This window comes from Zestomonas insulae, assembly GCF_016901015.1.
Taxonomy (GTDB): domain Bacteria; phylum Pseudomonadota; class Gammaproteobacteria; order Pseudomonadales; family Pseudomonadaceae; genus Aquipseudomonas; species Aquipseudomonas insulae.
Map to the genome: position 1 here is coordinate 239,107 of NZ_JAFEUP010000006.1, position 26,016 is coordinate 265,122.

The window sequence follows — 26,016 nt, forward strand, 5'->3', positions numbered from 1 at the left end:
CCCGGAACGCCCATGACGTCCCTCGCCCCCCTCAGCCAGTTGATCACCCGCTTCCAGCAGCAGACCCCGGTCCGCGCCAGTTCGCTGATCATCACCCTCTATGGCGATGCCATCGAGCCGCACGGCGGCACGGTCTGGCTGGGTAGCCTGATCCAGTTGCTCGAGCCGATCGGCATCAACGAGCGGCTGATCCGCACCTCGATCTTCCGCCTGACCAAGGAAGGCTGGCTGACCGCCGAGAAGGTCGGCCGCCGCAGCTATTACAGCCTGACCGGCACCGGCCGGCGGCGTTTCGAGAAGGCCTTCAAGCGTGTGTACAGCTCCGCGCTGCCGGCCTGGGACGGTTCCTGGACCCTGGCGCTGCTCACCCAGCTGCCGCAGGACAAGCGCAAACAGGTGCGCGAGGAACTCGAGTGGCAAGGTTTTGGTGCGATTTCGCCGGTGGTGCTGGCCTGCCCGCGCTGTGAGCGGGTCGATGTCACCGCCACCCTGCAGGACCTCGAGGTGCTCGAGGACACCATCCTCTTCGACACCTCCGCGCAGGACGTGCTGGCCTCCAAGGCCCTGCGCATGCAGGTGCGCGAGAGCTGGAACATCGAAGAACTGGCCGCCCACTACAGCGAATTCATCCAGCTGTTCCGCCCGCTGTGGCAGGTACTGCGCGAGCAGGACAACCTGCAGCCGGCCGACTGTTTCCTGGCACGAACCCTGCTAATTCACGAATACCGCAAGCTGTTGCTGCGCGACCCGCAACTCCCTGACGAGTTGCTGCCCGGTGATTGGGAAGGGCGTGCGGCGCGGCAGCTGTGCCGCAATATCTATCGCCTGATCCATGCCAAAGCCGAGGAATGGCTGAACCGCTCGCTGGAGACCGCCGACGGTCCGTTGCCGGAAGTCGGCGAGAGCTACTACCGAAGGTTCGGCGGGCTCAACTAGAGCGTCTGCGCCGCGCGCTTCCACCCAGAAGCGTCGGCTTGAACGCGGAGATTGCCCGTCGGAGGCGGGTTGCAAGGATGGCGCTGGAGGAAGAGAGTGACCGGGTGGCCGCCAACCGTCGGCCATAACCACAATAAAAAGATGCGTGAGGCTCACAAAGCCATGGCCACTGCAAATGCACTGCGCGCCGATCGTTTCGACGAATGGCTGCAGCGGATCAATCAAGTCTGCGGGCGCTTCTGCGCCTCCACCCTCGGCTCCGAGTTTTCCGGCGCGGTGCGCGAGCACAAGTCCGGCGCGATCAAGCTGAGCTTCGTCGACGTCGCTCAGGCGCGCCTGTACCGCACCGGCCGCGAGGTCGAGCAGAGCGAGGGCAAGCACTTCTTCGCGGCCTTCCAGTTGCAGGGCCACGCCAGCATGGAACAGGCCGGCAATCGCGTCAGCCTGGCGCCCGGCGACATCACCTTGATCGATGCCACGCTGCCCAGCGATTTCACCTACAGCGACAACTCGCGCCAGCTGTCGCTGATCCTGCCGCGCCACCTGGTCGAGCAGAGCCAACGCTACGGCCACGTGCGCTGCGCGCAGAAGATCTCCGCCAGCTCGCCGATCGCCGTGCTGACCAATCGCCTGATCCTCGAGGCGACGCGGCAGAACAGCCTCAGCCAGCACGAAAGCGAAGCCACCCTGGAGGCCATCGTCAGCCTGCTGCGCCCGGCGATCAGCAACTGCGACGGCGACGTCGACGTGCACGAGCGGCTGTTCCGCAAGACCCTGTCGTTCATCGACGAGCACATCCGCTCGGAAGAGCTGTGCCCGGAACTGCTGGCCCGCGAAGTCGGCGTGTCGGTGCGCGGCCTGTACCGGATGTTCTCCAAGAAGGGTCTGGTGGTCGCGCAGTACATCAAGAACCGCCGCCTGGACTTCTGCGCCGAATCGCTGCGCCTCAACAGCGCCGAGCAGAAGCTCTCCGCGCTCGGCTACTCCTGGGGCTTCTCCGACTCCAGCTACTTCTCCACCGCGTTCAAGGCGCGCTTCGGCGTGTCGCCGGGCGAGTACCGCAAGCGCTACCAGCACTGAGTCGCGCTCCACGCTCCGGGCCCGCCATTGCGCGGGCTCGGTCGTTTCGGGCGGGGTCATGCGTAGGATGGGTCGAGCGCAGCAATACCCATCAATCCGCTGCGATGGGTATCGCAGGCTCAACCCATCCTACGGGCTGAGTCGCGCGGGCGTATCCACACCACCGGTCCGCCTTGCGCGGGCCGGCGTGCTTTTGGCCTATAACTCTGGGTAGGCAGGGATGCGTCGCGATGCCCGCACCTGATCGCGAATGAATTCGCGCCTACGCGGCCAGCGACCGTCCGCCCAGCTTGGCAGCGCTGCCAACATAACTGGCATGCAGGGAAATACCTGGCCAAGCGCGAATGGCAAGAATCCAACTGACAGTCGTCTCCGTACCGCGTCGAGCCTCCCGTGCAGGGGCCGCGGGCGGAGGTGTTTTCCCCACCAGGGAGCGATGCCGGGCAGCGGGACGCCCAGGTCAGAAGGTTTTCGATCCATGCATAACAAGAATCTCCGCCTGAGCTTCGCCGGCCTCGCCGTGCTGCTGCTGAGCCAGGCCCTGCAGGCCGCCCCGGCCTGCGCCCCGGCCGCCGTGGAAAAAGGTTCGGCCGCGTTCGCCAGCGATTGCGCGGTGTGCCACGCGGTCAAAGACACCCCCGGCATGATGGGCCCGAGCCTCGGCGGCGTGATCGGCCGCACCTCCGGCAGCCTGCCGGGCTTCAGCTACTCGCAGGCGATGAAGAGCAAGGCGCAGGCCTGGGATGCGCAGAGCATCGCCGCCTTCATCGAACAGCCGCAGGCCGCTGTGCCCGGCACCTACATGCCTTACGCCGGTATGGCCGACGCCGCCAGCCGCGATGCGGTGGCCTGCTTCCTCAGCCAGCAGTAAGCCGCGCATTACGCGCCGCCAATTCTCACGCGGCTGCCGTATCGGCAGTCGCCGGTTCAACGAATACGAGGTGTCACCATGAGCAAGGTTGATGTGCTGCCGCAGGTCGCGGCATTCCTCCAGCGTCGCCACGGCAGCTTTATCGATGGTCAGTGGGTGGTCGGCGAGGGCGCCGCGTCGCCGGTGCTCAACCCGGCCACCGGCGATACCATCGCCCAGGTCGCCGACGCCAGCCCGGAGCTGGTCGAGCGCGCCATCGCGTCGTCGCGCAAGGCGCACGAGTCGCGGGTCTGGTCCGGCCTGCGTCCGGCCGACCGCGAACGCATCCTGATGCGCTTCACCGCCCTGGTCGAAGAGCACGGCGATGAGCTGGCGCAGCTGGAAACCCTGTGCCAGGGCAAGTCGATCAACATGGCGCGGATGCTCGACGTCAACGCCACGGTCGAGTTCATGCGCTACATGTCCGGCTGGGCGACCAAGATCGAAGGCCAGGCCCTCGACGTGTCGATCCCGATGCCCGAAGGCGCGCGCTACACCGCCTTCGCCCGTCGCGAGCCGGTCGGCGTGGTCGCCGGCATCGTGCCGTGGAACTTCCCGCTGATGATCACCACCTGGAAACTGATGCCGGCGCTGGCCTGCGGCTGCACCGTGGTGATCAAGCCGTCGCCGGAAACCCCGCTGACCGCCCTGCGCCTGGTCGAGCTGGCCATCGAGGCGGGCATCCCGGCCGGCGTGTTCAACCTGGTCACCGGCGGCGGCAACGTCGGTCAGGCACTGGCGTCGAGCCCGAAAATCGACAAGGTCTCGTTCACCGGCTCCACCGCGGTGGGCAAGATCGTCGGCGGCGTGGCCGTGCAGAACATGACCCGTTTTGCCCTCGAACTGGGCGGCAAGAACCCGATGATCATCCTCGCCGATGCCGACATCGACAAAGCCGTGCAGGGCGCTCTGCTCGGCGGCCTGCTGAACAACGGCCAGGTCTGCGCCGCCGCCTCGCGCTTCTACGTGCACCGCTCGCGCTATGACGACTTCGTTGCCGGCCTGGCCGCGGCGGTGTCCGGCATGCCGCTCGGCGAGGGCATGGACACCGAGGCCGCGATCAACCCGCTGGTCTCGCGCAAGCAGCAGCAGAGCGTGCTCAAGCACATCGAAACCGCCAAGCAGGAAGGCGCTCGGGTGGTCACCGGCGGCGAGCTGGTCGACAGCGCCGGCTTCTACGTCAAACCGACCGTGCTGGCCGACGTGACCCACGACATGGCCGTATCCCGTGCCGAAGTATTCGGCCCGGTGCTCTCGGTGATTCCGTTCGACGACGAAGAGCAGGCCATCGCCATGGCCAACGACAGCGAATACGGCCTGGCCGCCAGCCTGTGGACCAACGACCTGACCAAGGCGATGAACCTGGTGCCGCGCATCGAAGCCGGCACCGTTTGGGTCAACGCCCACGTGCTGCTCGACCCGAACATGCCGTTTGGCGGGGTCAAGCAATCCGGCATGGGCCGCGAGTTCGGCCGTGCGGTGGTCGAGGCCTACACCGAAATCAAATCGGTGTGCATCGCTCACTGACCGTTTCTCGTTCCTTTGGGGCAGGCGCAAGCCTGCCATTTTTTTGCCCGCGATTTGCCCGGCGACCGGGCTGACGAAATGCGCCGAACGCCGCCGGCGTCGCACCGCTCCAAGCTCTAGGCACCACCGATTGAGCGGAGCACGGCATGAACAGCGATTCCCACGACAGCGAACCGAGCACCCCGGAAGAGCAGGGTCTCGAACAGAAACCGCTACCCCAGGGCCCCAAGGAGTCGCCAAAAGACTCCCGCCTGCCCCCAGACGACCCCGACACGCGCAATCACCCACCGTCGATCCCCGGCGGTGGCCAGGAGATGCCGGGTAATACTGGCTGACCTTGGTCGGGATCGCGCAGAGCTGTTCCGTTCTGTCGTTGTCTGATCAGCCCCTTTCGCGCTGACAAATGCGTCTGGATTCCCGCCTGCGCGGGAATGACGGGTCTTACAGGTCGAGTCTGTAGCGGCTCGTTGCAGCGGCCCATTTCTCGTCATTCCCGCGCAGGCGGGAATCCAGCAGGGTGCTGGGCAAGCCAGCAGGCCAGAGGGCTACGGATAGGTTTCTCGTCTGGGAATCTTCGTCTGGGAATCTATGGCTGGGCGATGGCCGAAAAAAAGCCCGCCAATCGGCGGGCTCGTTGAGTGCGTGGACCACTCAGTAATCCATCCCATCCTCGATCTTGATCCCTTGCGCACGCATCTTGGCGATGAGTTCGGCGCGGGTGCCGGGGAGGTTGAGCAGGGTGTCGTGGCGGGTCGCGCTGATCTCTTCGGCGGTGTACGGCTGGTAGTGCGCGGGCACGCTCTTGCCGGCCATGCCGTCTTCGCGCATCAGCCAGTTGAGCAGGTCGGCCAGTTGCGCGTCGTTGAGCGCGGACTGGGCCATGCCCGGTACGCGCACGAGGAACTGCCGGCCGCCGTCGACCTTGAGGAAGTTACCGACGAAATCCTTCATGCGCGGCACGTCGTTGGCTTTCGAGCCGACGCCGTCGCCGAGGTGGCAGCCGGCGCACTGCAGCTGGTAGTTCACCGCGGTGCTGTAGCCGGCCTGGGCGATCGGCGTTTGCGGCGACTCGTTGCCCGGGGCGTGCGTCTGGTTCGGGTTGGGGATGGCGCGGGCCAGGGCAGCCGGAGCTGCCAGGGCACACGCCAGACCGGCGATCAGCAGAGAGCGCATGATCGCCGCCTCAGACCGCGACGCCGCGGATGATCGACACGGTGCAGTGGTAGATGTGCGACTTGGCCGCCAGGCACCAGTTGACGTCGTTGTTGTTGAACGGACGGTAGGCCGGTTCCTCGCTGTCGTTGCGGGTACAGGCGCACTGGTTGCAGCTGTGCTTACCGCAGCAGTCGTTGTAGGAAATGATGTAGTCCTTGCCGTCCGCCGGGTTGCGGCAGGTGCCGATCCAGGTCACCTGGGAGGCTTCGGTGCCGGGCGGGCAGGAGTTGACGCTACCGCCGCAGCAGGAGCACAGAAAGCCGTCCACCGAGCAGTAGCGCCAGTAGTCGCAGCTGTTCGGGTCACCCGGGTCGCCGGCCATCGGCTTGTCGGCGGCCAGCGCCTTGCTGGTGCGGTCGATCGGCAGCAGCACCGGCAGCGCGGCGCCGGCAACCATCAGCGAACCGATGCGGCCGAGCAGTTTGCGTCGCGAGGTGGTGTCGGCGACGTGGCGGGTGGAGCGCTCGAACAGGAGGTCGAGGAATTTCATGGGGATCTCCTTTCGTTATCGTTATGCGTGGGAGTGCGGCGTGTTGTGGTCGTGCGCGTGGTCATGCGCATGGGCGTTGCCGTGCAGGTACTGCTGCAGGGTGGCGCTGCCCAGGTGCTCGGCCTCGAACAGGCTGTCGAGGTGTTCGCGCGAGTTGACCAGGCCCTTGGCGCGCAGCACGCCGGCGTTGTCGATCAGCGCCGCGTAGGGCAGCTTGCCGATCTGGTAGGTCATGCCGACTTCCGGGCCGACCACGTAGGTGGCGTCTTCCAGCTTGTGTTCGGCGATCAGCTTGGCTTGCGCGTCCATGTCGCCGTCGCTGACGAACACCACGTCGAGGCGGTTGGCCTGGTCCTTGGCGATCGACTTGATCGCCGGCAGCAGCGATTTGCAGATCGGGCAGGTCGGCGAGAGGAAGAACAGCAGCTGGGCTTTCTCACCGGCGTAGCCGAAGTTGACCGGACGGCCGTTACGGTCGGCGGCGGTGACTTGCGGCGCCGGCTCGTTGACCGCGACGCCCTTGTCGACCATCAGCGCACCGGCCGGGGCCAGACGCGAGTGCAGCACGCCGATCTGACGAACCAGACCCATGACGGCGAAGGACAGGGCGATCAGCAGCGCCCAGAGCAGGATGTTGGAGACGATTAAGCCTTCCATATTTCACCTTCCAATAAGTTTGAACAGACGAGGGCCGTTGGCCAGCAGGCCCTCGGCAGCGGCGTAGACGAGCAGGGCGACGGCGCTTGCGGCGATCACCACGAAGCCGTCGAAGAAGCCGAGGTCGCGGGCCTGCGGGGCGATGCCGGCGGCCAGCGCCAGCGCCACCAGCACGCCGTTGCGGGCCAGCAGCACCGGGCGCAGCGGTTGCGCCTGGTCGGGGCCGGAGCAGCCGCAGTCGATGTCGGCGCGGCCGCGCCACAGGTTGATGCCGATGGCGGCCGCGTACAGCGCCAGCAGCGCCGCGGCGGCGAGCGCCGCGGTCGGCCGGCTGGCCGGGACCAGCAGGGCGAAGGCCACGCCGATTTCCAGCAGCGGCAGACCGCGGGCGACCAGCTTGAGCAGCGCCTGCGGTAGCAGCTGATAATCCTCCAGCTGCTTGGCGAAGCGGGCCGGCGCGCGAACCTTGTGGGTCGCGGCGCTGGCCAGGATCACCGCAATGGTGATCGCGCTGGCAATGATGAGGATCGGATCGGTGTGCATGGGCTCACCTCGCTCAGTGGCTGAGAATCTGCGTGGCGGTTTTATGCAGCTTTTCCATGGTGCCGGTGTACTTGCCGGCCTTCAGGTCGAAGATGTCCATGCCGCCGCCAACGTTGATGCCGAGCAGCAGCGGGTTGTCGTCGCTGGTGGCCTGCAGGCTCCAGATCGGCGCGCCTTCGGTGCTCATGGTGCCGATCTTCTTCTGGGTCTTCAGGTCGAATGCCCAGATGGTGTTGCTCGGGTCTTCCCACTTCATCGCTTCGTGGGCGTCGTGCATCAGCACGTACAGACGGTTGAGCTTCGGCGCCACGGCCATCAGCTGCCAACCACCCGGGGCCCAGCCGGCTTTCTTCTCTTCGGCGCTGACCAGTTCCCAGCTCGGCAGGATTTTCGGTTCCTTGCCGGACAGGTCGAGGGCGCGCACGGTGCCGGTGGTGGTGGTGAAGTAGAAGGTATCGCCGACGTTCACTGCACGCTCGACCAGTTTCTCCGCGTTCGGCTCGAAGAACTTGGTCTGGCTGCGCGCGGTTTCCTTGCCGTCGTCGCCGATGGTCAGCAGCTGGATGCTGCCGTCACCGCACAGCGAGGCGATGCGGCGCTTGCCGACCGGGTAGCTGAGCACGCAACCGGGGATGGCGATCTCGCCGGCCACGGCCTTGGCCTGCACGTCGACCACGGTGATCGAGGTGGACGGGGTGAAGTTGTAGACGTAGACGAAGCGGTCGTCGGCGCTGGTGCTCAGGCCGAAGCGCTGGGTCAGCGACTCGGCGCGCTTGGACGGGATTACCACTTCCCAGTCCGGCGACAGGGTCGAGGTGTTCCAGGCGGTCAGCACGTCGGTGCGGGTGCCGCGGGTGCCGCGCGAATAGAACAGGTCGGCGCTGAACAGGTACTTGCCATCGCGGCTCAGGGTCGAGGGCGCGGCGAAGCCGGTGCTGACCATGCCGAGCAGTTTCTTCTGGTCCGGGTCGAGGACCAGCACGCGACCGGCGACGAAGCTGTCGAACTCGACATCGATCATGTAGGCGCGGTGCGGCGACGGCGGCGATGGCAAGACGGTCTGGCCGATGCCCGTGTCGGCGGGCAGGTCGGCGAGGGCTGGGTGCACGCCGGCGAGCGACACGCCAAGAGCCAGCGTGGTTTGGGCAATGATCCTGGTTATTCGCATCAGGGGGTCTCCCTTAATTATTGGACTGGCGGATCGCGAAGGCATTGGCAGTATTCTGCAGCCCAAGTCTGCCCTGCGGTCGCGGCAGGCGAATTGTTCTGGCTGCCAACCCGTTGTCTGCCTGTGCCAGCCCCGATTGCCGGGCCTGCCAGGCGCGGCGGGCGCGCGGCGGGCTCGGTTGAGTGTAGTGGGTGGGGCGGCGGGATGGCGTGGCGCTGCTGTTTGTGAGGTGGGGGTGGGAGCAGCGTGAGCTCCGAAAGTCCGTCCCTCTCCCTAGCCCTCTCCCGGAGGGAGAGGGGATTGCTCTGAGCGGCGACAGGCGCCGTGTGCTGAGGGCCGCGCCGCGGACTGCTCTGCACCCCTCGCCCTCCGGGAGAGGGGTAGGGGCGGCCCGCGTAGGGTGAGGGGCGGTGTTTCGTCAGGCTGCGGGCTACCGGCGGCAGCCCGCAGTCTTCAGCGTTTCAAATCCGGAAACTGCCGACCAACTGCTCCAGCCGTCCGGCCTGCTGTTCCAGTTCGGCGCAGGCGCGCAGGGTGGCCTGCAGGTTTTCCACGCCTTCCTGGTTGAGCGTGTTGATCTCGATGATGTCGACGTTGAGCGCCTCGACCACCGCGGTCTGTTCCTCGGTGGCGGTGGCCACCGACTGGTTCATGCCATCGATCTCGCCGATCCGGTGGGTCACGCTGCTCAGCCGTTCGCCGGCCAGGTTGGCGATCGCCACGCTGTCCTCGCTGTGCCGCTGGCTCTCGGTCATGGTGCTGACCGCCTCGCGCGCGCCGCGTTGCAGCTCCTCGATCATCTGCTGGATTTCCTGGGTCGACTGCTGGGTGCGGTGCGCCAGGCTGCGCACCTCGTCGGCGACCACCGCGAAGCCACGTCCGGCCTCGCCGGCGCGCGCCGCCTCGATCGCCGCGTTGAGGGCCAGCAGGTTGGTCTGCTCGGAGATGCCTTTGATCACTTCGAGGATCTGGCCGATGTTCACCGTCTTGCTGTTGAGCACCTCGATGTTGGCGCACGAGGCGCTGATCTTGGTCGACAGCTCGCTCATCGCCTGGATGGTGCGCTCGACCACCTGACGGCCGTCGCCGGACTGCTGGCGCGCGTCGGAGGCCTGGTGCGAAGCGTCGGCGGCGTTGCGGGCGATCTCCTGGGCGGCGGCGCCGAGTTCGTTGATCGCCGCGGCGACGCTGTTGGTGCGATTGGCCTGTTCGCCGGAGTTGCTCATCGACGAGTTCGACGCGCTGAGCACCTGCTTGGCGACCTGGTTGACCTGGCGGCTCGCCGAGGCCACTTCGCGGATCGAGCCGTGGATGCGTTCGACGAAGCGGTTGAAGGCGCTGGCCAGCTGGCCGAGCTCGTCGCGCGACTGCACCTGCAGGCGGCGAGTCAGGTCGCCTTCGCCCTCGGCGATGTCCTCGAGCATCTGCGTCAAGCTCTGCAGCGGGCGGGTGATGCCCAGCGCGGCCAGCCAGATCAGCAGCACGCCGAGCAGCGCGGCGCCGCCACCGAGGATGAACTCCAGCCACGAGCTGCGCACCCGCGCGGCGTCCAGCTCCTGCTGCAACGCTTCGGCCGGGGCCAGCAGGACCTGCTGCGGCACGCCGACCAGCACGCCCCAGGGCGCGGCGCCAGCGATCGGTGCGAAGGGTTCGAGCACCTTGATCTGCTCGGCGTCGACGAACACCTTGGGCTGCGCCTGGCCGAGGCTGGCGAGCACCGCGCCGGCGTCGTCCGGCAGCGCCTGGTCGAGGCGCTGGCCGAGTTGCGCGGCGTCCTGGCTGTGCGCGGCGAGCACGCCGCGCGGGCTGACGATGCTCACCCGGCCGTTGCCGTCGAACAGCGCGCGGGCGCTGCCCTGGCTGTTCTGCTGCAGGGCGTTGAGGTTGAGGTCGAGGCCGATCACGGCGATCACCTTGCCGTCTTCCAGCAGTGGGAAGGCCACGCTGGTGACCAGTCGGCGGGTGCCCGAGGCATCGTCGAAATACGGCTCCAGCACGCAGGCCTGACGGCTGTCGCGGGCGCAGGTGTAGAAGGCGTTGTAGGGGCTGCCGCTGGGGCCGGGCGAGGTGTCGGCAAGCAGCTTCTCGTCGCCGATCACCGGCTGCAGTTCGCCGGGTTTGCCCTGCACCCAGTAAAGCGCGAAGCGCCCGGCTTCGTTGCTGCCCAGCTCGGCCTGGTTGGCGAAGCTGGCGTCGGCGCCGTCCAGCGCGTTGCTCTCGAAGATCACGTAGAGGCCGAGCAGTTCCGGCTTGTCGGCCAGCGCCTGGCGCAGTTGTTCGGTGAGCGCCTGGCGCAGCGCCTGGGCGCTGAGTTCGCCGTGGCTGGCGCGCTGGCGCAGGTACATCAGGTAGCGCGACAGCCCCTGGCCGTACTCGTGGGTCTGCATGAAGGTGCGCTGCACCTCCAGCGCCTGCACCTTGCCGAGCGCCTGCATGTGCGCTTCGGCGGCGCTGGCCAGCATGCGGCTGCTGGACTGCTTGACCTGTTCGGTGCTCTCGCGGGTCTGGTACAGCGACAGACCGATCAGCAGGGCGACGACCAGGATCAGGCAACCGCTGGCCAGCAGGGTGATCTTGCTTTGGATGGTGAGGAGTCGGCTGTGCATGGCAGGGCCTTGGTTCGCGGGCTGAAGGGCCTTCGCGGGTGGCGAAGGACGGTGGCGAGGCGGAGGCCTCGCCCGCCGGCGCTTCCGGCCGGCTCCGGTCTGTGCAAGCTGAGGGTGCTGCTGACACACGAACGCCGCCTGGCTCCGAAAGGATGTAGGCGGCGTGGGTGCGACGACTAAGAACCTGTCTACGATCTGCCGCGCGTCGGCCAAACTGCGCTTTCGCCCGGTTTGGCGCTGGCCCGCGAGAGCGTAGGCAGGGGCTTAGAACATGGTGGCGAACACCAGCTGGGTGTAGACGTTGCGGTCGTTGTTGCCCAGTTGGGTACCGCCTTCCTCGGCGCTCTTCTTCGGTTCGTAGATGCCGATCACCGGCATGATCATCAGGTTCTCGGTAGCACCCCACTCGGCGTACAGGTCGATCTCGTGGCCGTCGGTGTTGCCGAGGTCGCGGTCGATGGTGTCGAAGTTGAAGTACATCGCGCCGAAGTTGAGGTTCTCTAGCGGGCTGACCTTGAAGCTGACCTGCTGGATGCGCGAGTTGCTGTTGAACGGGCCGGCGTAGTTGCCCGCCACTTCACCCTGGAACCAGGTGCCGTAGCCGCGGCTGAAGCCGTAGAACAGCGTGTCGTAGCCTTCCGAGAAGCGGCTGTAGCGGTAGCTGGCGCTCGGCGTCCAGGCCACGTCGGAGAAGGTCCAGCCGGCTTCCAGGTACCAGGCGTCTTCGTTGCCGGCGTCCTCGTTGAACTCGGTGTCCTGCTTGTCCTGGGTGGCGTATTCGCCGGAGAGGAACAGGTTCTCCACCCCGGCGTTGCCGGCGGCGCGCACGCTGTAAGTCTTCATGCCGTCGCGCTCGAGCTGGAACGGCGAGGCGTACTGCTCGTCGACGTCAGTGGTGTCGATGTAGGTCAGGCCGACGGTGCCGGCTTCGGCGACGTGCTCCAGGGTGGCCACGTACATCTCGGTCTTGGCCTGCGCGCGGTTGTCGGATTCCAGCCACATCAGGTCGCTGCGCCAGCCTTCCTTGCCGCCCAGGCGCAGCACCGCGGTCTTGTCGAAGTTCTTGCGTGCCGCCAAGTAGTAGGCGCCGCCACGGTTGAACTCGCCGTCGGCCACGCCCTTGCCGAGGTTGAGGGCATCGCCCTGAATCAGGAAGCCATCGCCCACGGTAATGTTCTGCCGGCCGAAGGAGACGTCCACGCCGTCTTCGCCGAGTGCTTCAAACAGGTTGCCCGAACGCCAGCCGGCGTAGGCGTCTTCGATCTTGGTGGTGCGCTCGGAACCGTCGCTGAAACCGGCCGCGTCGCCATCACCCCAGCTGCCGGAGCTGAGCAGGGAGAACGCCCCGTAGGCAGTGCCGACACCGCCCAGACCCTGGTCGGCGCTGATGCCGTACTTAGCATAACCCTCGCGCCAGGACGACGAGCCCTCTTCCAGGCGACCCGACGGCGCGTAGTTCTCCTGGCTGTGGAAGAAGCCGAACACCGCTTCCAGGTTGGCGTTCAGGTGCGTGTCGTCATCGGCGTACAGCTCGTAGGCGCCGACCTGGCTGGCGGCACCGACCAGCAGCGCAAGGAGGGAAAGACGAAGGGGCGACTTGTTCATGGAGGGGATTCCGTTGTTATAGGTGTCGACAAGTAACTCGATGGAGGTTGACCCGATACTAAGTCGCCGCCCGGCGCTGGCTTTTTGCCTGCTTGCCATCCGTTTGCGTATGCCTGCCAGATTTGCCCCGTACCTGACAGGAAGCACACAGCAAAAACACCCAGCCCGAACGGCGCGGGCTGGGTGTTCAGTGGGGTGTCAGGGCGCCTTCTTCTGGCCCTGCAGGAAATCCTGCACCAGGTTCGAGCGGTCGAACGACTTGGCCGCCTGCACCGGTGGGTACTCGGCCAGGGTTTTCAGGTGTGCGCCGATCAGCTCGCCCATCGGCCCGGAGATCCACGAGTTCTTCTGGATCAGGTGGCCGTAGGCGTCGTTGCTGTCGTAGCTCTCGAACGGGTCGCTGCGCAGGTTGAACATCAGCGGCGCGAAGCGCGGCTGGATGGCGGCGTAGTAGTCCTCCTTGGTCGAGAAGTGCATCTTCCACGGGCCCATGCGCACCGCGGTGAGCTTGCCCTCGATGTAGTAGAGCAGGCTGCTGCGCGCGCTCTCCGGCGCCTTGCCGGTCCAGTAGTCGAGGTTGTTGATGCCGTCGATGTACTGCTTCTTCTCGCTCTTCATGCGCTCGACGACGTCCGGCACACCGGCCGCGGCGGCCAGGGTGGTGAACATGTCCTGGTGCGCCTGGATGCCGTTCTTGATCTGTCCCGGCTGCACTTTGCCCGGCCAGCGCAGCATCGACGGCACGCGCACGCCGCCTTCGTAGGTGGTCATCTTCTCGCCACGGAACGGCGTGGTCGCGCCGTGCGGCCAGGAGGAATGTTCCGGGCCGTTGTCGGTGGAGTACCAGACGATGGTGTTGTCATCCAGGCCGTTGGCCTTGAGAAAATCCAGCACCTGGCCGATGTCGTGGTCGTGCTGCAGCATGCCGCTGCCCTGCATGTCGTCCTCGTGGGTGTAGGGCGCGGCGGCGTGCTCCCACTTCTTGTTGAGGTGGGTGTAGAGGTGCATGCGACTGGTGTTGAGCCAGACGAAGAACGGCTTGTCCTGCTTCTTCGCGGCGCGCATGAAGTCCAGCGCATGCGGAATCACTTCGGCGCCGTCGAAGTCTTCCATGCGCTGGGTGGTCAGCGGGCCGGTGTCCTCGATGGTCTGCTTGCCGACGCGGCCGAAGCGTGGGTCGACGGTCGGATCGTCCTTATCACTGGCGAAGCTGTGCAGCACGCCGCGGGTGGCGAACTTCTTGGCGAACGCCTCAGGGCCGCCCGGGTAGTTCTTCGCGTAGCTCTGATAGTCGGCGTACTCGTTCTGCTCTTCGGTGTTGAGGTGGTAGAGGTTGCCGTAGAACTCGTCGAAACCGTGCACCGTTGGCAGGTTGGGGTTGTTGTCGCCCAGGTGGTTCTTGCCGAACTGGCCGGTGCGGTAGCCGGCCTGCTTGAGCACTTCGGCGAGGCTTGGCGAGGCGGCCTGCAGGCCGAGCTTGTCGCCCGGCTGGCCGACGGTGGTCAGCCCCGAGCGGATCGGGTACTGGCCGGTGATGAACGCCGCGCGCCCGGCGGTGCAGGAGGGCTGGCCGTAGTGGTCGGTGAAGCGGATGCCCTGCATGCCGATGCTGTCGATGTTCGGCGTGGTGTAGCCCATGGTGCCCATGCCGTAGGCACTCACGTTCTGCCAGCCGATGTCGTCGCCCCAGATCACCAGGATGTTGGGTTGGTCCGCGGCTTGTGCCAGCGGCGCGGCGAGCAAGGCGCCGGCCAGGGCCAGACGCTTGATGTGTTTGAGCATGAACGCTTTCCTCATCGTTGAACGTGAATGCCTATAGCTGGGAGGTTTAGCTACGCAGCGCCTGAACCAGCTGCTCGCGTAGCTCTGGTCGTTCGGCATAGGGATCGGGCGGGTTGCGCTGCTCGACGATCGCCTCGAAGCGCTCGCGCACCGAGCCCATGGCGTGGGGATGCGAGTAGATGTAGAACGTGCCCTGGCGGATCGCCGCGAAGGTCTGCTCGGCGATTTGCTCGGCGCTGACCTTGGCCGAACCGGTGGCCTTCTGGTTTTGCGCCAGAGCCATCGCTTGTGAGCGGGTCAGGCCCGCGGCATTGGCCAGCTGCTCTGGACGATTGCGCGCCGACTGGCTGATGCCGGTGGGTACGAAGTACGGGCAGAGCACCGAGCAATGCACCTGCGCGGAAACCAGGGCGAGGTCGTGGTACAGCGACTCGCTGAGCGACACCACGGCCTGCTTGCTGAGGCTGTAGGCGCCCAGGGTCGGCGCGTTGAGCAGGCCGGCCATCGACGCGGTGCTGACGATGTGCCCCTCGTACTCCGGATCGGCCGCGGCGGCGGCGAGCATCAGCGGGGTGAAGATGCGCACCCCGTGGATCACGCTGCGCACGTTGACGCCCAGCACCCAGTCCCAGTCCTTCTCGCTGTTCTCCCAGACCAGGCCGCCGGCGAGCACGCCGGCGTTGTTGAACAGCAGGTGCACCGCGCCGAATTCGGCGATGGCCGCATCGGCCAGCGCCTGGATCTGCTCGGCCTGCGAGACGTCGGTGCGTAGGCCGATCACCGCCGCGCCACGGGCGCGCAGTTCCGCCACGGTGGCCTCGAGCGCCTCGGCCTGGATATCGGCCAGTACCAGCTGCATGCCAAGGCCGGCGGCCTGTTCGGCAAAGGCCTTGCCGAAGCCGGAGGCGGCGCCCGTGATCACCGCTACGCGACCATGGAAGTCCTTCATTCGGCCACCTCGATAGTCTCCAGCGCGCGGCGCAGATCGTCTGGCAGCGGCACCGGGCGACGCGTCACGCGGTCGACGTAGACGTGCACGAAGTGGCCCTGCGCCGAGGCTTCGGTATTGTCGTTGGCGTACAGGCCCACCTCGTAGCGCACGCTCGAGGTGCCCAGACGGGTGACGCGCAGGCCGGCGCGCACCAGGTCGGGGAAGGCGATCGACGAGAAGTAGCTGCAGTGGGTTTCCACCACCAGGCCGACGGCCGGGCTGTCGGTGAAGTCCAGGACGTTCTGCTCCAGCAGCCAGCCGTTTACCACGGTGTCGAACCAGCTGTAGTAGATGACGTTGTTGACGTGGGCATACACGTCGTTGTCCATCCAGCGGGTGGTGATGTCGCGGAAGTAGCGGTATTCGCTGCGGTTATGCGCTACGGGTTTGCTCATGGCTCAGGCCTCCTGCTTCAGGCGACGCACGCGGATATCCGCCTGCTCTTTGTGTCCGGACATATGCTCGTAGCCGCACAGGCGCGAGCAGTACTCGCCGACCATCACGCTGGCGGCGTCGGTCAGCACACGCTGGTAGGTGTGGGTCTTGATGAACTTGCCGACCCACAGCCCGCCGGTGTAACGCCCGGCGCCCATGGTTGGCAGGGTGTGGTTGGTGCCGATCACTTTGTCGCCGTAACTGACGTTGGTGCGGTGGCCGAGGAACAGGCCGCCGTAGCTGGTCATGCGCTGCAGGTACCAATCCGGGTCCTGGGTCATCACCTGCACGTGCTCGGAGCACAGGCGCTCGGAGACCTCCAGGGCTTCCTCGTCGCTGTCGCACAGGTAGATTTCGCCGAAGTCGCGCCAGGCGACGCTGGCCACCGGCGCGGTGTCCAGGCGCGAGAGCACCAGTTCGATGGCGGCCGGCAGCTCCTCGGCGATCTTCTTGCTGGTGGTCACGCAATAGGCCGGCGAGGTCGGGCCGTGTTCGGCCTGACCGAGCAGGTCGACGGCGACCAGTTCGGCGTCCACCGTGTCATCGCAGATCACCATGGTCTCGGTCGGGCCGGCGAACAGGTCGATGCCGACGCGGCCATACAGCTGGCGCTTGGCTTCGGCGACGAAGGCGTTGCCCGGGCCGACGATCATGTCGACGCCGGCGATGCTCTCGGTACCGATGGCCATCGCCGCCACCGCCTGCACGCCGCCGAGGCAGTAGATTTCATCGGCGCCGGCCAGGTGCATGGCGGCGACGATTTCCGGGCAGGGCTGGCCGTCGAACGGCGGCGCGGCGGCGATCACCCGCTTGACCCCGGCGACCTTGGCGGTGAGCACGCTCATGTGCGCGCTGGCGATCAGCGGGTACTTGCCGCCGGGGATGTAGCAGCCCACCGAGTTGACCGGGATGTTGCGGTGGCCGAGCACCACGCCCGGCAGGGTTTCGACTTCGACGTCGTGCATCGAGTCCTTCTGGATCTGCGCGAAGCGGCGGATCTGCGTCTGGGCGAAGCGGATGTCGTCGAGGGTCTGCTGCGACAGACTGGCGATGCAGGCGTCGATCTGCGCCGGGCTGAGGCGGAAGGTTTCCGGCGCCCAGTTGTCGAACTTCGCCGAATACTCACGCACCGCGGCGTCGCCGCGCGCTTCGATGTCGGCGAGGATGCCTTCGACGGTGGCGCGTACCTGCGCCTGGTTGCTGGCCTTGGCCTGGGCCGACTGGCCCTTCTTCAGCTGTTGGATCATGGCTATTACCTACGGATGGAAACGCCGCATCAGGCGGCTTGGAGAACGGGGGCTGGCGGCCGGGCGACCGTCAGAATGATGAAGGCGGCCAGCAGGTACAGGCTCATCACCAGGTACAGGCTGTAACTGGTACCGCCGCTGGCGGCGTTGAGGGCGCTGGTCAGCGACGGGCTGATCGCGCCACCCAGGTTGCCGAGGCTGCTGACCAGGGCGATGCCGGCCGCCACCGAGGCGCGCGGCAGGTAGTCGGAGGTCAGGGCGAAGAACACCGGGGTGATCGAGGTGAGGCCGAGCACCGCCAGGCACAGGCCAGCCAGCGAGAGACCCAGCTGACCCTCGGCCAGGGCGATCAGCGCCATGCCGCTGGCGGCGGTCAGCGCGCCGGCGGTGAAATGCCAGCGGCGCTCGCCGTGGCGGTCGGAGCTGCGCCCGAGCAGGAGCACCCCGGCGATGGCGAACAGCTGCGGCACGGTGGCGTAGAGGCCGATCTGCAGCACGTCGGCGACGCCCCAGCTCTTGATCAGGGTCGGCGTCGAGAACGCGATGAAGTAGGTGCCGGCGACCATCAGCACATAGACCAGCGACAGCGCCCAGACCTTGGGGTCGCCCAGCAGGTCGCGCAGCGAGCCGTGGCTGGCCTTGCCGGTCGACTGGCTCTCGGCGTCGAACTGCTGGCGCAGGCGGGCCTTCTCTTCGGCACTCAGCCAGGGTGCCTGCTCGGGGCGATCGACCAGCACGAACCAGGCCAGCACGCCGAGCAGCGGGGCGGGCAGGCCCTGTACCAGGAACAGCCATTGCCAACCGTGCCAGCCGTTCAGGCCGTCGAGGAACTTCATGATGGCGCCCGACAGCGGCCCGGCGATCAGGCTGGCGATGATGGCGCCGAGCAGGAACACGGCGATCATCCGCGCGCGGCGTGCCGGCGGGTACCAGTAGGTCAGGTAGAGCAGGGCGCCGGGGGCGAAGCCGGCTTCGAACACGCCGAGCAGGAAGCGCAGCACGTAGAACTGCGTCGGTGTCTGCACGAACATCATGGCCATGGCGACCACGCCCCAGCAGACCATGATGCGCAGCAGCGTCTTGCGCACGCCGATTTTCTCCAGCATCAGGTTGCTCGGCACCTCGAACAGCAGGTAGCCGATGAAGAAGATCCCGGCGCCGAGGGCATACACGGCGTCGCTGAAGGCCAGCGTCTCCTTCATCTGCAGCTGCGCGTAGCCGACGTTGATGCGGTCGAGGAACGCCACCACGTAGGCGACCATCAGCAGCGGCATGATGCGCCAGCTGATCTTGCGATACATCGCGCGGTCATCCGCGGATTCGGTCGGGTTCATGCCTGTCTCCTGGTTCTTGTTGTTGTGTTGGGTTGACCGCTGCGCGGCTAGGCGGAGGCGCGAATCACCAGGCGCCCGGGTACTTCGCGCAGCGCTTCGGCCACGCTGCCGTTCGGCCGGCCCTGGTCGAGCAGGTGCATGACGCAATCGATCATCTCGTTGAGCGGCTGCTGCACGGTGGTCAGCGCGTGCTCCGCGTAGGCGGCGGCGCGGATGTCGTCGAAGCCGACCACCGCCACGTCCTCGGGCACGCGCAGGGTGGTGTGCTGGCGCAGGTGGCTGAGTACGCCGAGGGCCATCACGTCGTTGGCGCAGAACACGGCGTCGATGGCCGGCTGGCCGGCAGCAAACAACTGGGCCGCGGCGTCGCGCGCGCCGTCGTAGCTGTAGTTACCTTGCGCGCAGGCCACCAGGCGCTGGCCGTGCACCGCCAGGCCGTGCTCGAAGCCGCGCAGACGGTCCGCGGTGGTCGAGATGTGCGGGTCGCCGGAGACGAAGGCGCAGGCGCGCCGCCCCTGGCTCACCAGGTACTCGGCCACCGCCGCGCCCATGCGCTCGTTGTCGCAGCACACCGACCAGACCGTCGGGTCCTCGACGCGGCGGTTCATGAACACCACCGGCACACCCTGGCGGCCGCACAGGTCGGACATGTGCGACGACAGCTTGGCCGCGGTGACCACGATGGCATCGACCTGGTACTGCAGCAGTTGCGGCATCAGTTCGTCGGCGTCGCCACCCGGCGGCACCACGAACAGCAGCAGCTGGCGGCCGGTGCGCTGCAGGCGCAGGGAGAACTCTTCGATGGCGGCGGCGTAGAAGGGGTTGGCCATGTCGCCGACCACCAGCGCGACGATGCCGGTACGCCGACGGTTCAGCGAGCGGGCGATCGCATTGGGCCGGTAGCCCACCTCGTCGGCCATGGCGAGGATGCGCTGACGCACCTCGGCGGAGATGCGCGACTGCTTGTCGAACGCCCGGGTGACGGTCGAAGTCGCCACGCCGAGACGTTCGGCGAGCGCCTTGGCGGTGATCCGCTGGGGTGTCTCGGAGGGGGAAAGATTGCGCACCATGCCGAAGCTCTCGAGGGTTGTGCAATCGTTTGCACAGATGCGCTACATGGTGCCGAGTTGCGTGCGTTTGGTTACCCACTCGTGGAGAGGGGGCTGCGTGGGTAGGCGGGCGGGTGAGCGCGAGGGCGCGGCGCGCTGAGTGGCGGCCGGCGGAGGAGGCAAGCAGGGAGGGGCGACGGCCTGGCGCGGGGCCAGACCGTCGTTGGGGCGGGTAACGCAGGGCCCTGGCTGGCGCCAGGGCTCAGAGGCTTACAGGCTGCCGACCAGGTGGCCGCCGTCGACCGCCAGCACGCTGCCGGTCATGAACGCACCGGCGTCGCTGGCGAGCAGCAGGAACGGACCTTCCAGCTCCTGCAGGTTGCCCAGGCGGCGCATCGGCACGATGTCACGGATGTAAGCCTGGCCTTTCTCGCTGTCGAAGTAGGCGTCGTTCATCTCGGTCTTGAAGTAGCCCGGCGCGATGCCGTTGACGCGAATGTTGTAGCGCGCCAGCTCCAGCGCCAGCGACTTGGTCAGCTGCACCACGCCGGCCTTGGCCGCGCAGTAGTGGCTGTAGCCGGTACCGACGCGCAGGCCGAGGATCGAGGCGATGTTGACGATGCTGCCCGGCCGCTTGGCTGTGCTCAGGCGCTGGGCGGCCACCTGGGCGACGCGCCAGACGCCATCCAGGTTGGTCGACAGCATGGCGCGCCAGTCTTCCTCGCTGATCTCCAGCACGCGCTGACCGTTGCCGATGCCGGCGTTGTTGAGCACCACGTCGACCACGCCGAAGCGTGCCTCGGCGGCGTCGAACGCCGCCTCGACGCTGGCGCGGTCGGTGACGTCGAGCGCCACGCTGAGCGCTTCGCCGTTCTCGAACTCGATGTCGCGCTGCACTTCGGCGAGGCGCTCGACGCGCCGTGCGGCGAGCACCACGCGGGCGCCGGCCCGTGCGGCGACGCGTGCCAGGTGCGCACCGATGCCGCTGGAGGCGCCGGTGACCAGCACCACCTTGCCGTTCAGGGCGAAGCTATCGAAGGCGCTCATCAGAGCACCTCGAACAGGCCGGCGGCGCCCATGCCACCGCCGACGCACATGGTGATCACCACGTACTTCACGCCGCGGCGCTTACCTTCCAGTAGCGCATGGCCGACCATCCGCGCACCGCTCATGCCGTACGGGTGGCCGATGGCGATGGCGCCACCGTTGACGTTCAGCTTGGCCGGGTCGATCCCGAGCTTCTCGGCGCAGTACAGCACCTGGCAGGCGAACGCTTCGTTGAGCTCCCACAGGCCGATGTCGTCGACGCTCAGGCCGTGCTGCTTGAGCAGTTTCGGCACCGCCAGCACCGGGCCGATGCCCATCTCTTCCGGGGCCAGGCCGGCCACCGCGATGCCGCGATACAGACCCAGCGGTTGCAGGTTGCGCTGCGCAGCCAGGCTGCCATCCATCAGCACGCAGGCGCTGGCGCCGTCGGACAGCTGGCTGGCGTTGCCGGCGGTGATGCAGCCACCGTCGATCACCGGCTTGAGCTTGCTCAGGTCTTCCAGCACGGTCTGCGGACGGTTGCCTTCGTCGAGGCTGAGCGTGACTTCCTCGAAGCTCACCGCGCCAGTGGCCTTGTCGACCACCTGCTTGGTGGCGGTGACCGGCACGATTTCATTGGCGAACAGGCCGGCGGCCTGGGCGGCGGCGGTGCGCTGCTGCGACTGCAGCGAGTAGGCGTCCTGCGCCTCGCGGCTGATGCCGTAGCGCTTGGCGACCAGCTCGGCGGTCTGCAGCATCGGCATGTAGGCGTGTTCGGCGTTGCGCATCACCAGTTCGTCGCGCTCGGCCATCGCCCATTCCATGTTCTTGTTCTGCACCAGGCTGATGTGTTCCTGGCCGGCGCCGATGGTCACGGCCATGCCGTCGATCATGATCTGCTTGGCGGCGGTGGCGATCGCCATCAGGCCCGACGCGCACTGGCGGTCGAGGGTCTGGCCACTGACCGACAGCGGCAGGCCGGAGGCCAGCGCGGCCATGCGCCCGAGGTTCCAGCCAGCGGTGCCGCCGGGCATCGCGGTGCCCATCACCAGGTCTTCGATTTCGCCAGCTTCGATGCCGGCGCGCTCGACTGCGGCGCGGATCGCGTAGCTGGCCATGCTCGGCGACTTGAGGTTGTTGAACGCGCCGCGGAAGGCTTTGGCGATCGGCGTGCGAGCGGTGGAGAGGATGACGGCGTCTTTCATTGAAGTGGTTCCTTGTTGGGGTGTGCTCCGCGCTGCGGTGTGGCGGAGTCCTCGGTGTGCTTTTTATCCCCTCTCCCAGAGGGAGAGGGGAGTCGTCAGGGGAGAAGGCTGGGTTGGCTCAGCTCAGATCTTCTCGATGCGGGTCTTGCCGGCGGCGACCAGGCGCTCCAGCAGCGACGCCGGCTGGAACCACATTTCGCCGTAGGCGCCGAGTTCCTTGCGGTAGCGCTGGATGCCGGCCAGTACCTTGTCCAGGCCAACGGTTTCCGCGTAGTGCATCGGGCCGCCGACGTGCGCTGGGAAGCCGTAGCCGTTGATCCACACCAGGTCGATGTCGCTGGCGCGCAGGGCGATGCCCTCGTCGAGCAGCTGGATGCCTTCGTTGATCAGCATGAACAGGCAGCGGTCGTGGATTTCTTCGTTGGAGATATTGTCACGACGAGCAACGCCCAGCTCGGCGGCGACGCGTGCGGCGATTTCCGGGACTTCCGGGTCGTCCTTGCGGTCACGGCCTTCGTACACATAGAAGCCACGGCCGGTTTTCTGGCCGTAGCGGCCGAGCTTGTACAGCTCGTCGCCGACGATGTGGTAGCTCGCGTCGTGGCTGCTGGCGGCCAGGTTGGATTGGCGCACCAGGAAGTTCACGTCGACGCCGGCCAGGTCGAGCATGGTCAGCACGCCCATGTTCAGGTCGAGGCCGGTGAGCACGTTGTCCACCTGCGCCGGGGTGGCGCCTTCGAGGACCAGTCGGTGCGCCTCGCGCGAGTAGGGTTCGAGCATGCGATTGCCGATGAAGCCGAAGCACACCCCGGAGACCACCGCCAGCTTGCCGATCTGCTTGGCGACTTTCATGGTGGTGGCCAGCACGTCCGGCGCGGTCTCGCGGCCGCGTACCACTTCCAGCAGGCGCATGACGTTGGCCGGGCTGAAGAAGTGCAGGCCGATCACGTCCTGCGGGCGCTTGGTGAACGAGGCGATGACGTCGACGTCCAGCGACGAGGTGTTGGAGGCGAGGATCGCGCCCGGCTTGCACACTTCGTCGAGACGGCGGAACACCGCTTCCTTGATCTCCATCTTCTCGAACACCGCCTCGATCACCAGGTCGGCGTCGGCCAGGTCGGCGTAGTCGAGGGTGCCCTGCAGCAGCGCCATGCGCTGTTCCAGCTGGGCGTCGCTGAGCTTGCCGCGCTTGACGCTGATCTCGTAGTTCTTGCGGATCTGCGCCAGGCCGCGATCCAGCGCTTCGCCCTTGACCTCCAGCAGCTTCACCGCGATGCCGGCGTTGGCGAAGTTCATGGCGATGCCGCCGCCCATGGTGCCGGCGCCGATCACCGCAACCTTGTCGATCTTGCGCAGCGGGGTGTCACTGCCGATGCCCGGAATCCGCCCGGCTTCGCGCTCGGCGAAGAACACGTGGCGCAGCGCGCGCGACTCGGCGGAGGCTTCGGCCTGCTTGAACAGCGCGCGCTCTTCGGCGAGCCCTTCAGTGAGCGGCAGGCGGCAGCTGGCCTCGACCGCGGCGACCACGCGCCGCGGCGCCTGGCGGCTCTTCCAGCGCGAGGCGTTGGCGGCGAGGAACTGGCTGAAGAAGTCTGCGGCGATGCTCTCGCCCGGGTTGGCGAACGGCGTGCTGCGGCGTGCCGGGGCGTTCTGCGCGATCAGCTCGCGGGCCAGTTCACGGGCGCTGTCGAGCAGTGCCTCGGGGCTGCCGGCCAGGCGGTCGAGCAGGCCCACTTCGAGGGCACGCGCGGCGTTCAGCGGCTGACCGGAGATCATCAGGTCCAGCGCCGGCTCGACGCCGATCAGGCGTGGCAGGCGCTGGGTGCCGCCGGCGCCCGGCAGCAGGCCGAGGTTGATTTCCGGCAGGCCGAGGCGTGCTTTCGGCTCGCCGACGCGGTAACCGCAGGCCAGCGCCAGCTCCAGGCCGCCGCCGAGGGCGAAGGTGCCGATCGCGGCGATCAGCGGCTTGTCGATGCTGGTCAGACGCAGCAGCACCTCGGGCAGCGACGGCGTGGCGTGCGAGGCGCTGCTGCCGAATTCGGTGATGTCGGCGCCGGCGCAGAACACGCCGCTCTCGCCGTGCAGGATGATGGCTTTCACGCTGGCGTCGGCGGCGGCGCGTTCGCAGGCGTCGAGAATCGCGGCGCGCAGCGGCTGGCCGAGGGAGTTGACCGGCGGGCGAGCCAGGCCGATCAGGGCCAGGCCGTCTTCGAGGCGGTAGTGGATCAGGTCGCTCATGGCGGTGTCCTTCTGAGGCAGATAAGGGGCCGGGGCGGGGTGTGCAGTATCGACAACGACGCTGCGCATCACCCACCCCGCCTGGAGGGGGAAAACAGCGGCGTTAGAACCAGTTGTCCTGCATGTCGTAGCTCAGGCGATTGCCGGCGCCGAGCAGGCGCGCCTGGGCTTCCAGGCCGGCCAGCTCCCAGTCCATGAAGTAGCGCGCGGCGTGCAGCTTGCCCTGGTAGAAGTCGGCTTCGCTGCCGTTGGCGCCGGCGTTCAGCGCGTGATTGGCGACCAGTGCCTGGCGCAGCCAGATCCAGCCGACCACCACCCGACCGAACAGGTCGAGGTAGGCGGTGGCGTTGGACAGGCCGAGGTTGGCGTCGGCGGCGACCTGCGCCTGCAGCTCGGCGGTGACCTTGTCGAGGATGCCCAGCGCATCGGCCAGCGCGGCGGCCATTGGCGCGCAGGCGCTGTCGGCAGCGGCCTGGGTCAGGCTGGCGCGGACTTCGGCGAGGAACAGCTGGTAGCCCTTGCCACCGCGCTGACCGACCTTGCGGCCGAGCAGGTCGAGGCCGTGGATGCCCTCGGTGCCTTCGTGGATCGGGTTGAGGCGGTTGTCGCGGTAGAACTGCTCCAGCGGGTACTCGCGGATGTAGCCGGAGCCGCCGAGGACCTGGATGCCGATGTCGGACGCGATCACCCCGTATTTCGACGGGTAGGACTTGATCATCGGGATCAGCAGATCGAGCAGTTCCGCGGCATTCTCGCGGTCGGCCTGCTCGGGCGCGGTGTGCGCGTCCTCGAACAGCTGGCTGCCGTACAGGCACAGCGACAGGCTGCCCTCGGCGTAGGCCTTCTGCTGCAGCAGCATGCGTCGCACGTCGGCGTGCTCGACGATGCGCACCTGCGGCGCCAGCGGGTCCTTGCTGCCCGGCAGGCGGCCTTGCGGGCGTTCGCGGGCGTAGTCAAGGGCGTGGATGTAGCTCTGGTAGGCCAGCGCCGAAGCGCCGAGGGCCACGCCGATGCGCGCCTCGTTCATCATCTGGAACATGTAGGAGAGGCCCTTGTTGGCCTCGCCGACCAGGTAACCGAGCGCGCCGTCCTTCTCGCCGAAGCTGAGCACGGTGGAGGTGGTGTTGCGGTAGCCGAACTTGTGCAGTAGGCCGGCCAGCGCCACGTCGTTGCGCGCGCCGAGGCTGCCGTCCTCGTTAACCACGAACTTCGGCACGAGGAACAGCGAAATGCCCTTGACCCCGGCCGGTGCGCCGTCGATGCGCGCCAGCACCATGTGCACGATGTTGTCGGTCAGCTCATGGTCGCCGCCGGAGATGAACATCTTCTGGCCGAACACCCGGTAGGTGCCGTCGGCGGCCGGGCGCGCGGTGGTGCGGATGTCGCCGAGCGCCGAGCCCTGGCCCGGTTCGGTGAGCGCCATGGTGCCGCTGTAGCGGCCGTCGAGCATCGACGGCAGGTAGCGCTGGCGCAGGGTCTCGCTGGCGAAGCTCTTGACCAGGTTGGCGGAACCGATGGTCAGGAACGAGTAGGCGGCGGTGGCGATGTTGGCGGCATTGAAATAGGCCATGCAGGCGCGCAGCACCACTTCCGGCAGCTGCAGGCCGCCGTCTTCGGCGTCGTGGTGGGCGGCGTGGAAGCCGGCGGCGGCGAGGGCGTCCCAGGCGGCCTTGGTTTCCGGGATCAGGCTGACCTTCTCACCGTCGAAGGTCGGCTCGTTGGCATCGGCCTTCTGGTTGTGCGGCGCCAGGTACTCGACGGCAATGGCACGCGCGGTCTCCAGGGTCGCATCGAACACGGCGCGGTCGTGCTCGGCGTAGCGTGGACGCTCGAGCAGGGCTTCGGTGTCGAGCATCTCGTAGAGCTGGAAGCTCAGTTCGCGTTCGTTGAGCAGCTTGTCGGTCATGGCGGTCTCGTCGGTTCTGAATTCGCGGGCGGGCCCGGGCGGTGCCGGGTCCTGGCAGAACGACGT

The 26,016-nt window shown here is 67.2% G+C and carries 22 protein-coding genes; 5 read left to right on the forward strand and 17 right to left on the reverse strand.

Annotated features, from left to right (window positions below):
* Window positions 1–12 precede the first annotated feature (12 nt).
* The 5 genes from paaX (at window position 13) to JQX08_RS19670 (ending at window position 4,788) form a co-directional block, all read left to right on the forward strand.
* The gene (gene paaX / locus JQX08_RS19650) at window positions 13–936 is read left to right on the forward strand and encodes a phenylacetic acid degradation operon negative regulatory protein PaaX (protein ID WP_205350113.1); all 924 of its coding nucleotides are present in this window, start codon (window positions 13–15) and stop codon (window positions 934–936) included.
* Between the two features lie 162 nt (window positions 937–1,098).
* A complete protein-coding gene (gene feaR / locus JQX08_RS19655; protein WP_205350114.1) occupies window positions 1,099–2,016 on the forward strand; it encodes a transcriptional regulator FeaR in 918 nt (305 codons plus the stop codon).
* 478 nt (window positions 2,017–2,494) lie between these two features.
* A complete protein-coding gene (locus tag JQX08_RS19660; protein WP_205350115.1) occupies window positions 2,495–2,887 on the forward strand; it encodes a c-type cytochrome in 393 nt (130 codons plus the stop codon).
* A 78-nt stretch (window positions 2,888–2,965) separates the two neighbouring features.
* On the forward strand, window positions 2,966–4,453 hold the full coding sequence (locus JQX08_RS19665) for an aldehyde dehydrogenase family protein (protein WP_205350116.1): 1,488 nt from the start codon (window positions 2,966–2,968) through the stop codon (window positions 4,451–4,453).
* A 146-nt stretch (window positions 4,454–4,599) separates the two neighbouring features.
* Window positions 4,600–4,788, forward strand: coding sequence for a hypothetical protein (locus tag JQX08_RS19670; protein ID WP_205350117.1), 189 nt, complete (start codon window positions 4,600–4,602; stop codon window positions 4,786–4,788).
* A gap of 316 nt (window positions 4,789–5,104) precedes the next feature.
* On the opposite strand, the gene JQX08_RS19675 is transcribed toward JQX08_RS19670, so the two are convergent.
* From JQX08_RS19675 to JQX08_RS19755, 17 genes are all read right to left on the reverse strand, one after another.
* A complete protein-coding gene (locus JQX08_RS19675; protein ID WP_205350118.1) occupies window positions 5,105–5,626 on the reverse strand; it encodes a cytochrome C in 522 nt (173 codons plus the stop codon).
* A 10-nt stretch (window positions 5,627–5,636) separates the two neighbouring features.
* Window positions 5,637–6,158 (reverse strand): methylamine dehydrogenase light chain, encoded by a 522-nt coding sequence (locus JQX08_RS19680; RefSeq protein ID WP_205350119.1) that lies wholly within the window; start codon window positions 6,156–6,158, stop codon window positions 5,637–5,639.
* 21 nt (window positions 6,159–6,179) lie between these two features.
* Entirely contained in the window at window positions 6,180–6,815 is a 636-nt protein-coding gene (mauD, locus tag JQX08_RS19685) for a methylamine dehydrogenase accessory protein MauD (RefSeq protein ID WP_205350120.1), read from the reverse strand.
* Between the two features lie 3 nt (window positions 6,816–6,818).
* Window positions 6,819–7,358 (reverse strand): MauE/DoxX family redox-associated membrane protein, encoded by a 540-nt coding sequence (locus JQX08_RS19690; RefSeq protein ID WP_205350121.1) that lies wholly within the window; start codon window positions 7,356–7,358, stop codon window positions 6,819–6,821.
* 13 nt (window positions 7,359–7,371) lie between these two features.
* Window positions 7,372–8,526: an amine dehydrogenase large subunit gene (locus JQX08_RS19695; protein ID WP_205350122.1), complete on the reverse strand. Its 1,155-nt coding sequence runs from the start codon at window positions 8,524–8,526 to the stop codon at window positions 7,372–7,374.
* Window positions 8,527–8,987: 461 nt separating this feature from the next.
* Window positions 8,988–11,132 carry a methyl-accepting chemotaxis protein gene (locus tag JQX08_RS19700; protein ID WP_205350123.1) on the reverse strand — a complete coding sequence of 715 codons (2,145 nt, stop codon included), beginning with the start codon at window positions 11,130–11,132 and terminating at the stop codon, window positions 8,988–8,990.
* A gap of 264 nt (window positions 11,133–11,396) precedes the next feature.
* Window positions 11,397–12,737 carry an alginate export family protein gene (locus tag JQX08_RS19705; RefSeq protein WP_205350124.1) on the reverse strand — a complete coding sequence of 447 codons (1,341 nt, stop codon included), beginning with the start codon at window positions 12,735–12,737 and terminating at the stop codon, window positions 11,397–11,399.
* A gap of 198 nt (window positions 12,738–12,935) precedes the next feature.
* A complete protein-coding gene (locus JQX08_RS19710) occupies window positions 12,936–14,519 on the reverse strand; it encodes an arylsulfatase (RefSeq protein ID WP_205350125.1) in 1,584 nt (527 codons plus the stop codon).
* A 46-nt stretch (window positions 14,520–14,565) separates the two neighbouring features.
* Complete coding sequence (locus JQX08_RS19715) at window positions 14,566–15,468, reverse strand: SDR family oxidoreductase (RefSeq protein WP_205350126.1); 903 nt, start codon at window positions 15,466–15,468, stop codon at window positions 14,566–14,568.
* Window positions 15,465–15,905 (reverse strand): acyl-CoA thioesterase, encoded by a 441-nt coding sequence (locus tag JQX08_RS19720; protein ID WP_205350127.1) that lies wholly within the window; start codon window positions 15,903–15,905, stop codon window positions 15,465–15,467. Before JQX08_RS19720 ends, JQX08_RS19715 begins: the two co-directional genes overlap by 4 nt.
* A 3-nt stretch (window positions 15,906–15,908) precedes the next feature.
* Window positions 15,909–17,192: a histidinol dehydrogenase gene (gene hisD, locus JQX08_RS19725; protein WP_205350128.1), complete on the reverse strand. Its 1,284-nt coding sequence runs from the start codon at window positions 17,190–17,192 to the stop codon at window positions 15,909–15,911.
* Window positions 17,193–17,221: 29 nt separating this feature from the next.
* The gene (locus JQX08_RS19730) at window positions 17,222–18,526 is read right to left on the reverse strand and encodes an MFS transporter (protein WP_205350129.1); all 1,305 of its coding nucleotides are present in this window, start codon (window positions 18,524–18,526) and stop codon (window positions 17,222–17,224) included.
* Window positions 18,527–18,573: 47 nt separating this feature from the next.
* Window positions 18,574–19,596 (reverse strand): LacI family DNA-binding transcriptional regulator, encoded by a 1,023-nt coding sequence (locus JQX08_RS19735; RefSeq protein ID WP_205350130.1) that lies wholly within the window; start codon window positions 19,594–19,596, stop codon window positions 18,574–18,576.
* 249 nt (window positions 19,597–19,845) lie between these two features.
* Complete coding sequence (locus JQX08_RS19740; protein WP_205350131.1) at window positions 19,846–20,622, reverse strand: SDR family NAD(P)-dependent oxidoreductase; 777 nt, start codon at window positions 20,620–20,622, stop codon at window positions 19,846–19,848.
* Window positions 20,622–21,806: an acetyl-CoA C-acyltransferase gene (locus JQX08_RS19745; protein ID WP_205350132.1), complete on the reverse strand. Its 1,185-nt coding sequence runs from the start codon at window positions 21,804–21,806 to the stop codon at window positions 20,622–20,624. Before JQX08_RS19745 ends, JQX08_RS19740 begins: the two co-directional genes overlap by 1 nt.
* A gap of 123 nt (window positions 21,807–21,929) precedes the next feature.
* Window positions 21,930–24,044, reverse strand: coding sequence for a 3-hydroxyacyl-CoA dehydrogenase NAD-binding domain-containing protein (locus JQX08_RS19750; RefSeq protein WP_205350133.1), 2,115 nt, complete (start codon window positions 24,042–24,044; stop codon window positions 21,930–21,932).
* Window positions 24,045–24,147: 103 nt separating this feature from the next.
* Window positions 24,148–25,950, reverse strand: coding sequence for an acyl-CoA dehydrogenase (locus JQX08_RS19755; RefSeq protein ID WP_205350134.1), 1,803 nt, complete (start codon window positions 25,948–25,950; stop codon window positions 24,148–24,150).
* Window positions 25,951–26,016 lie beyond the last annotated feature (66 nt).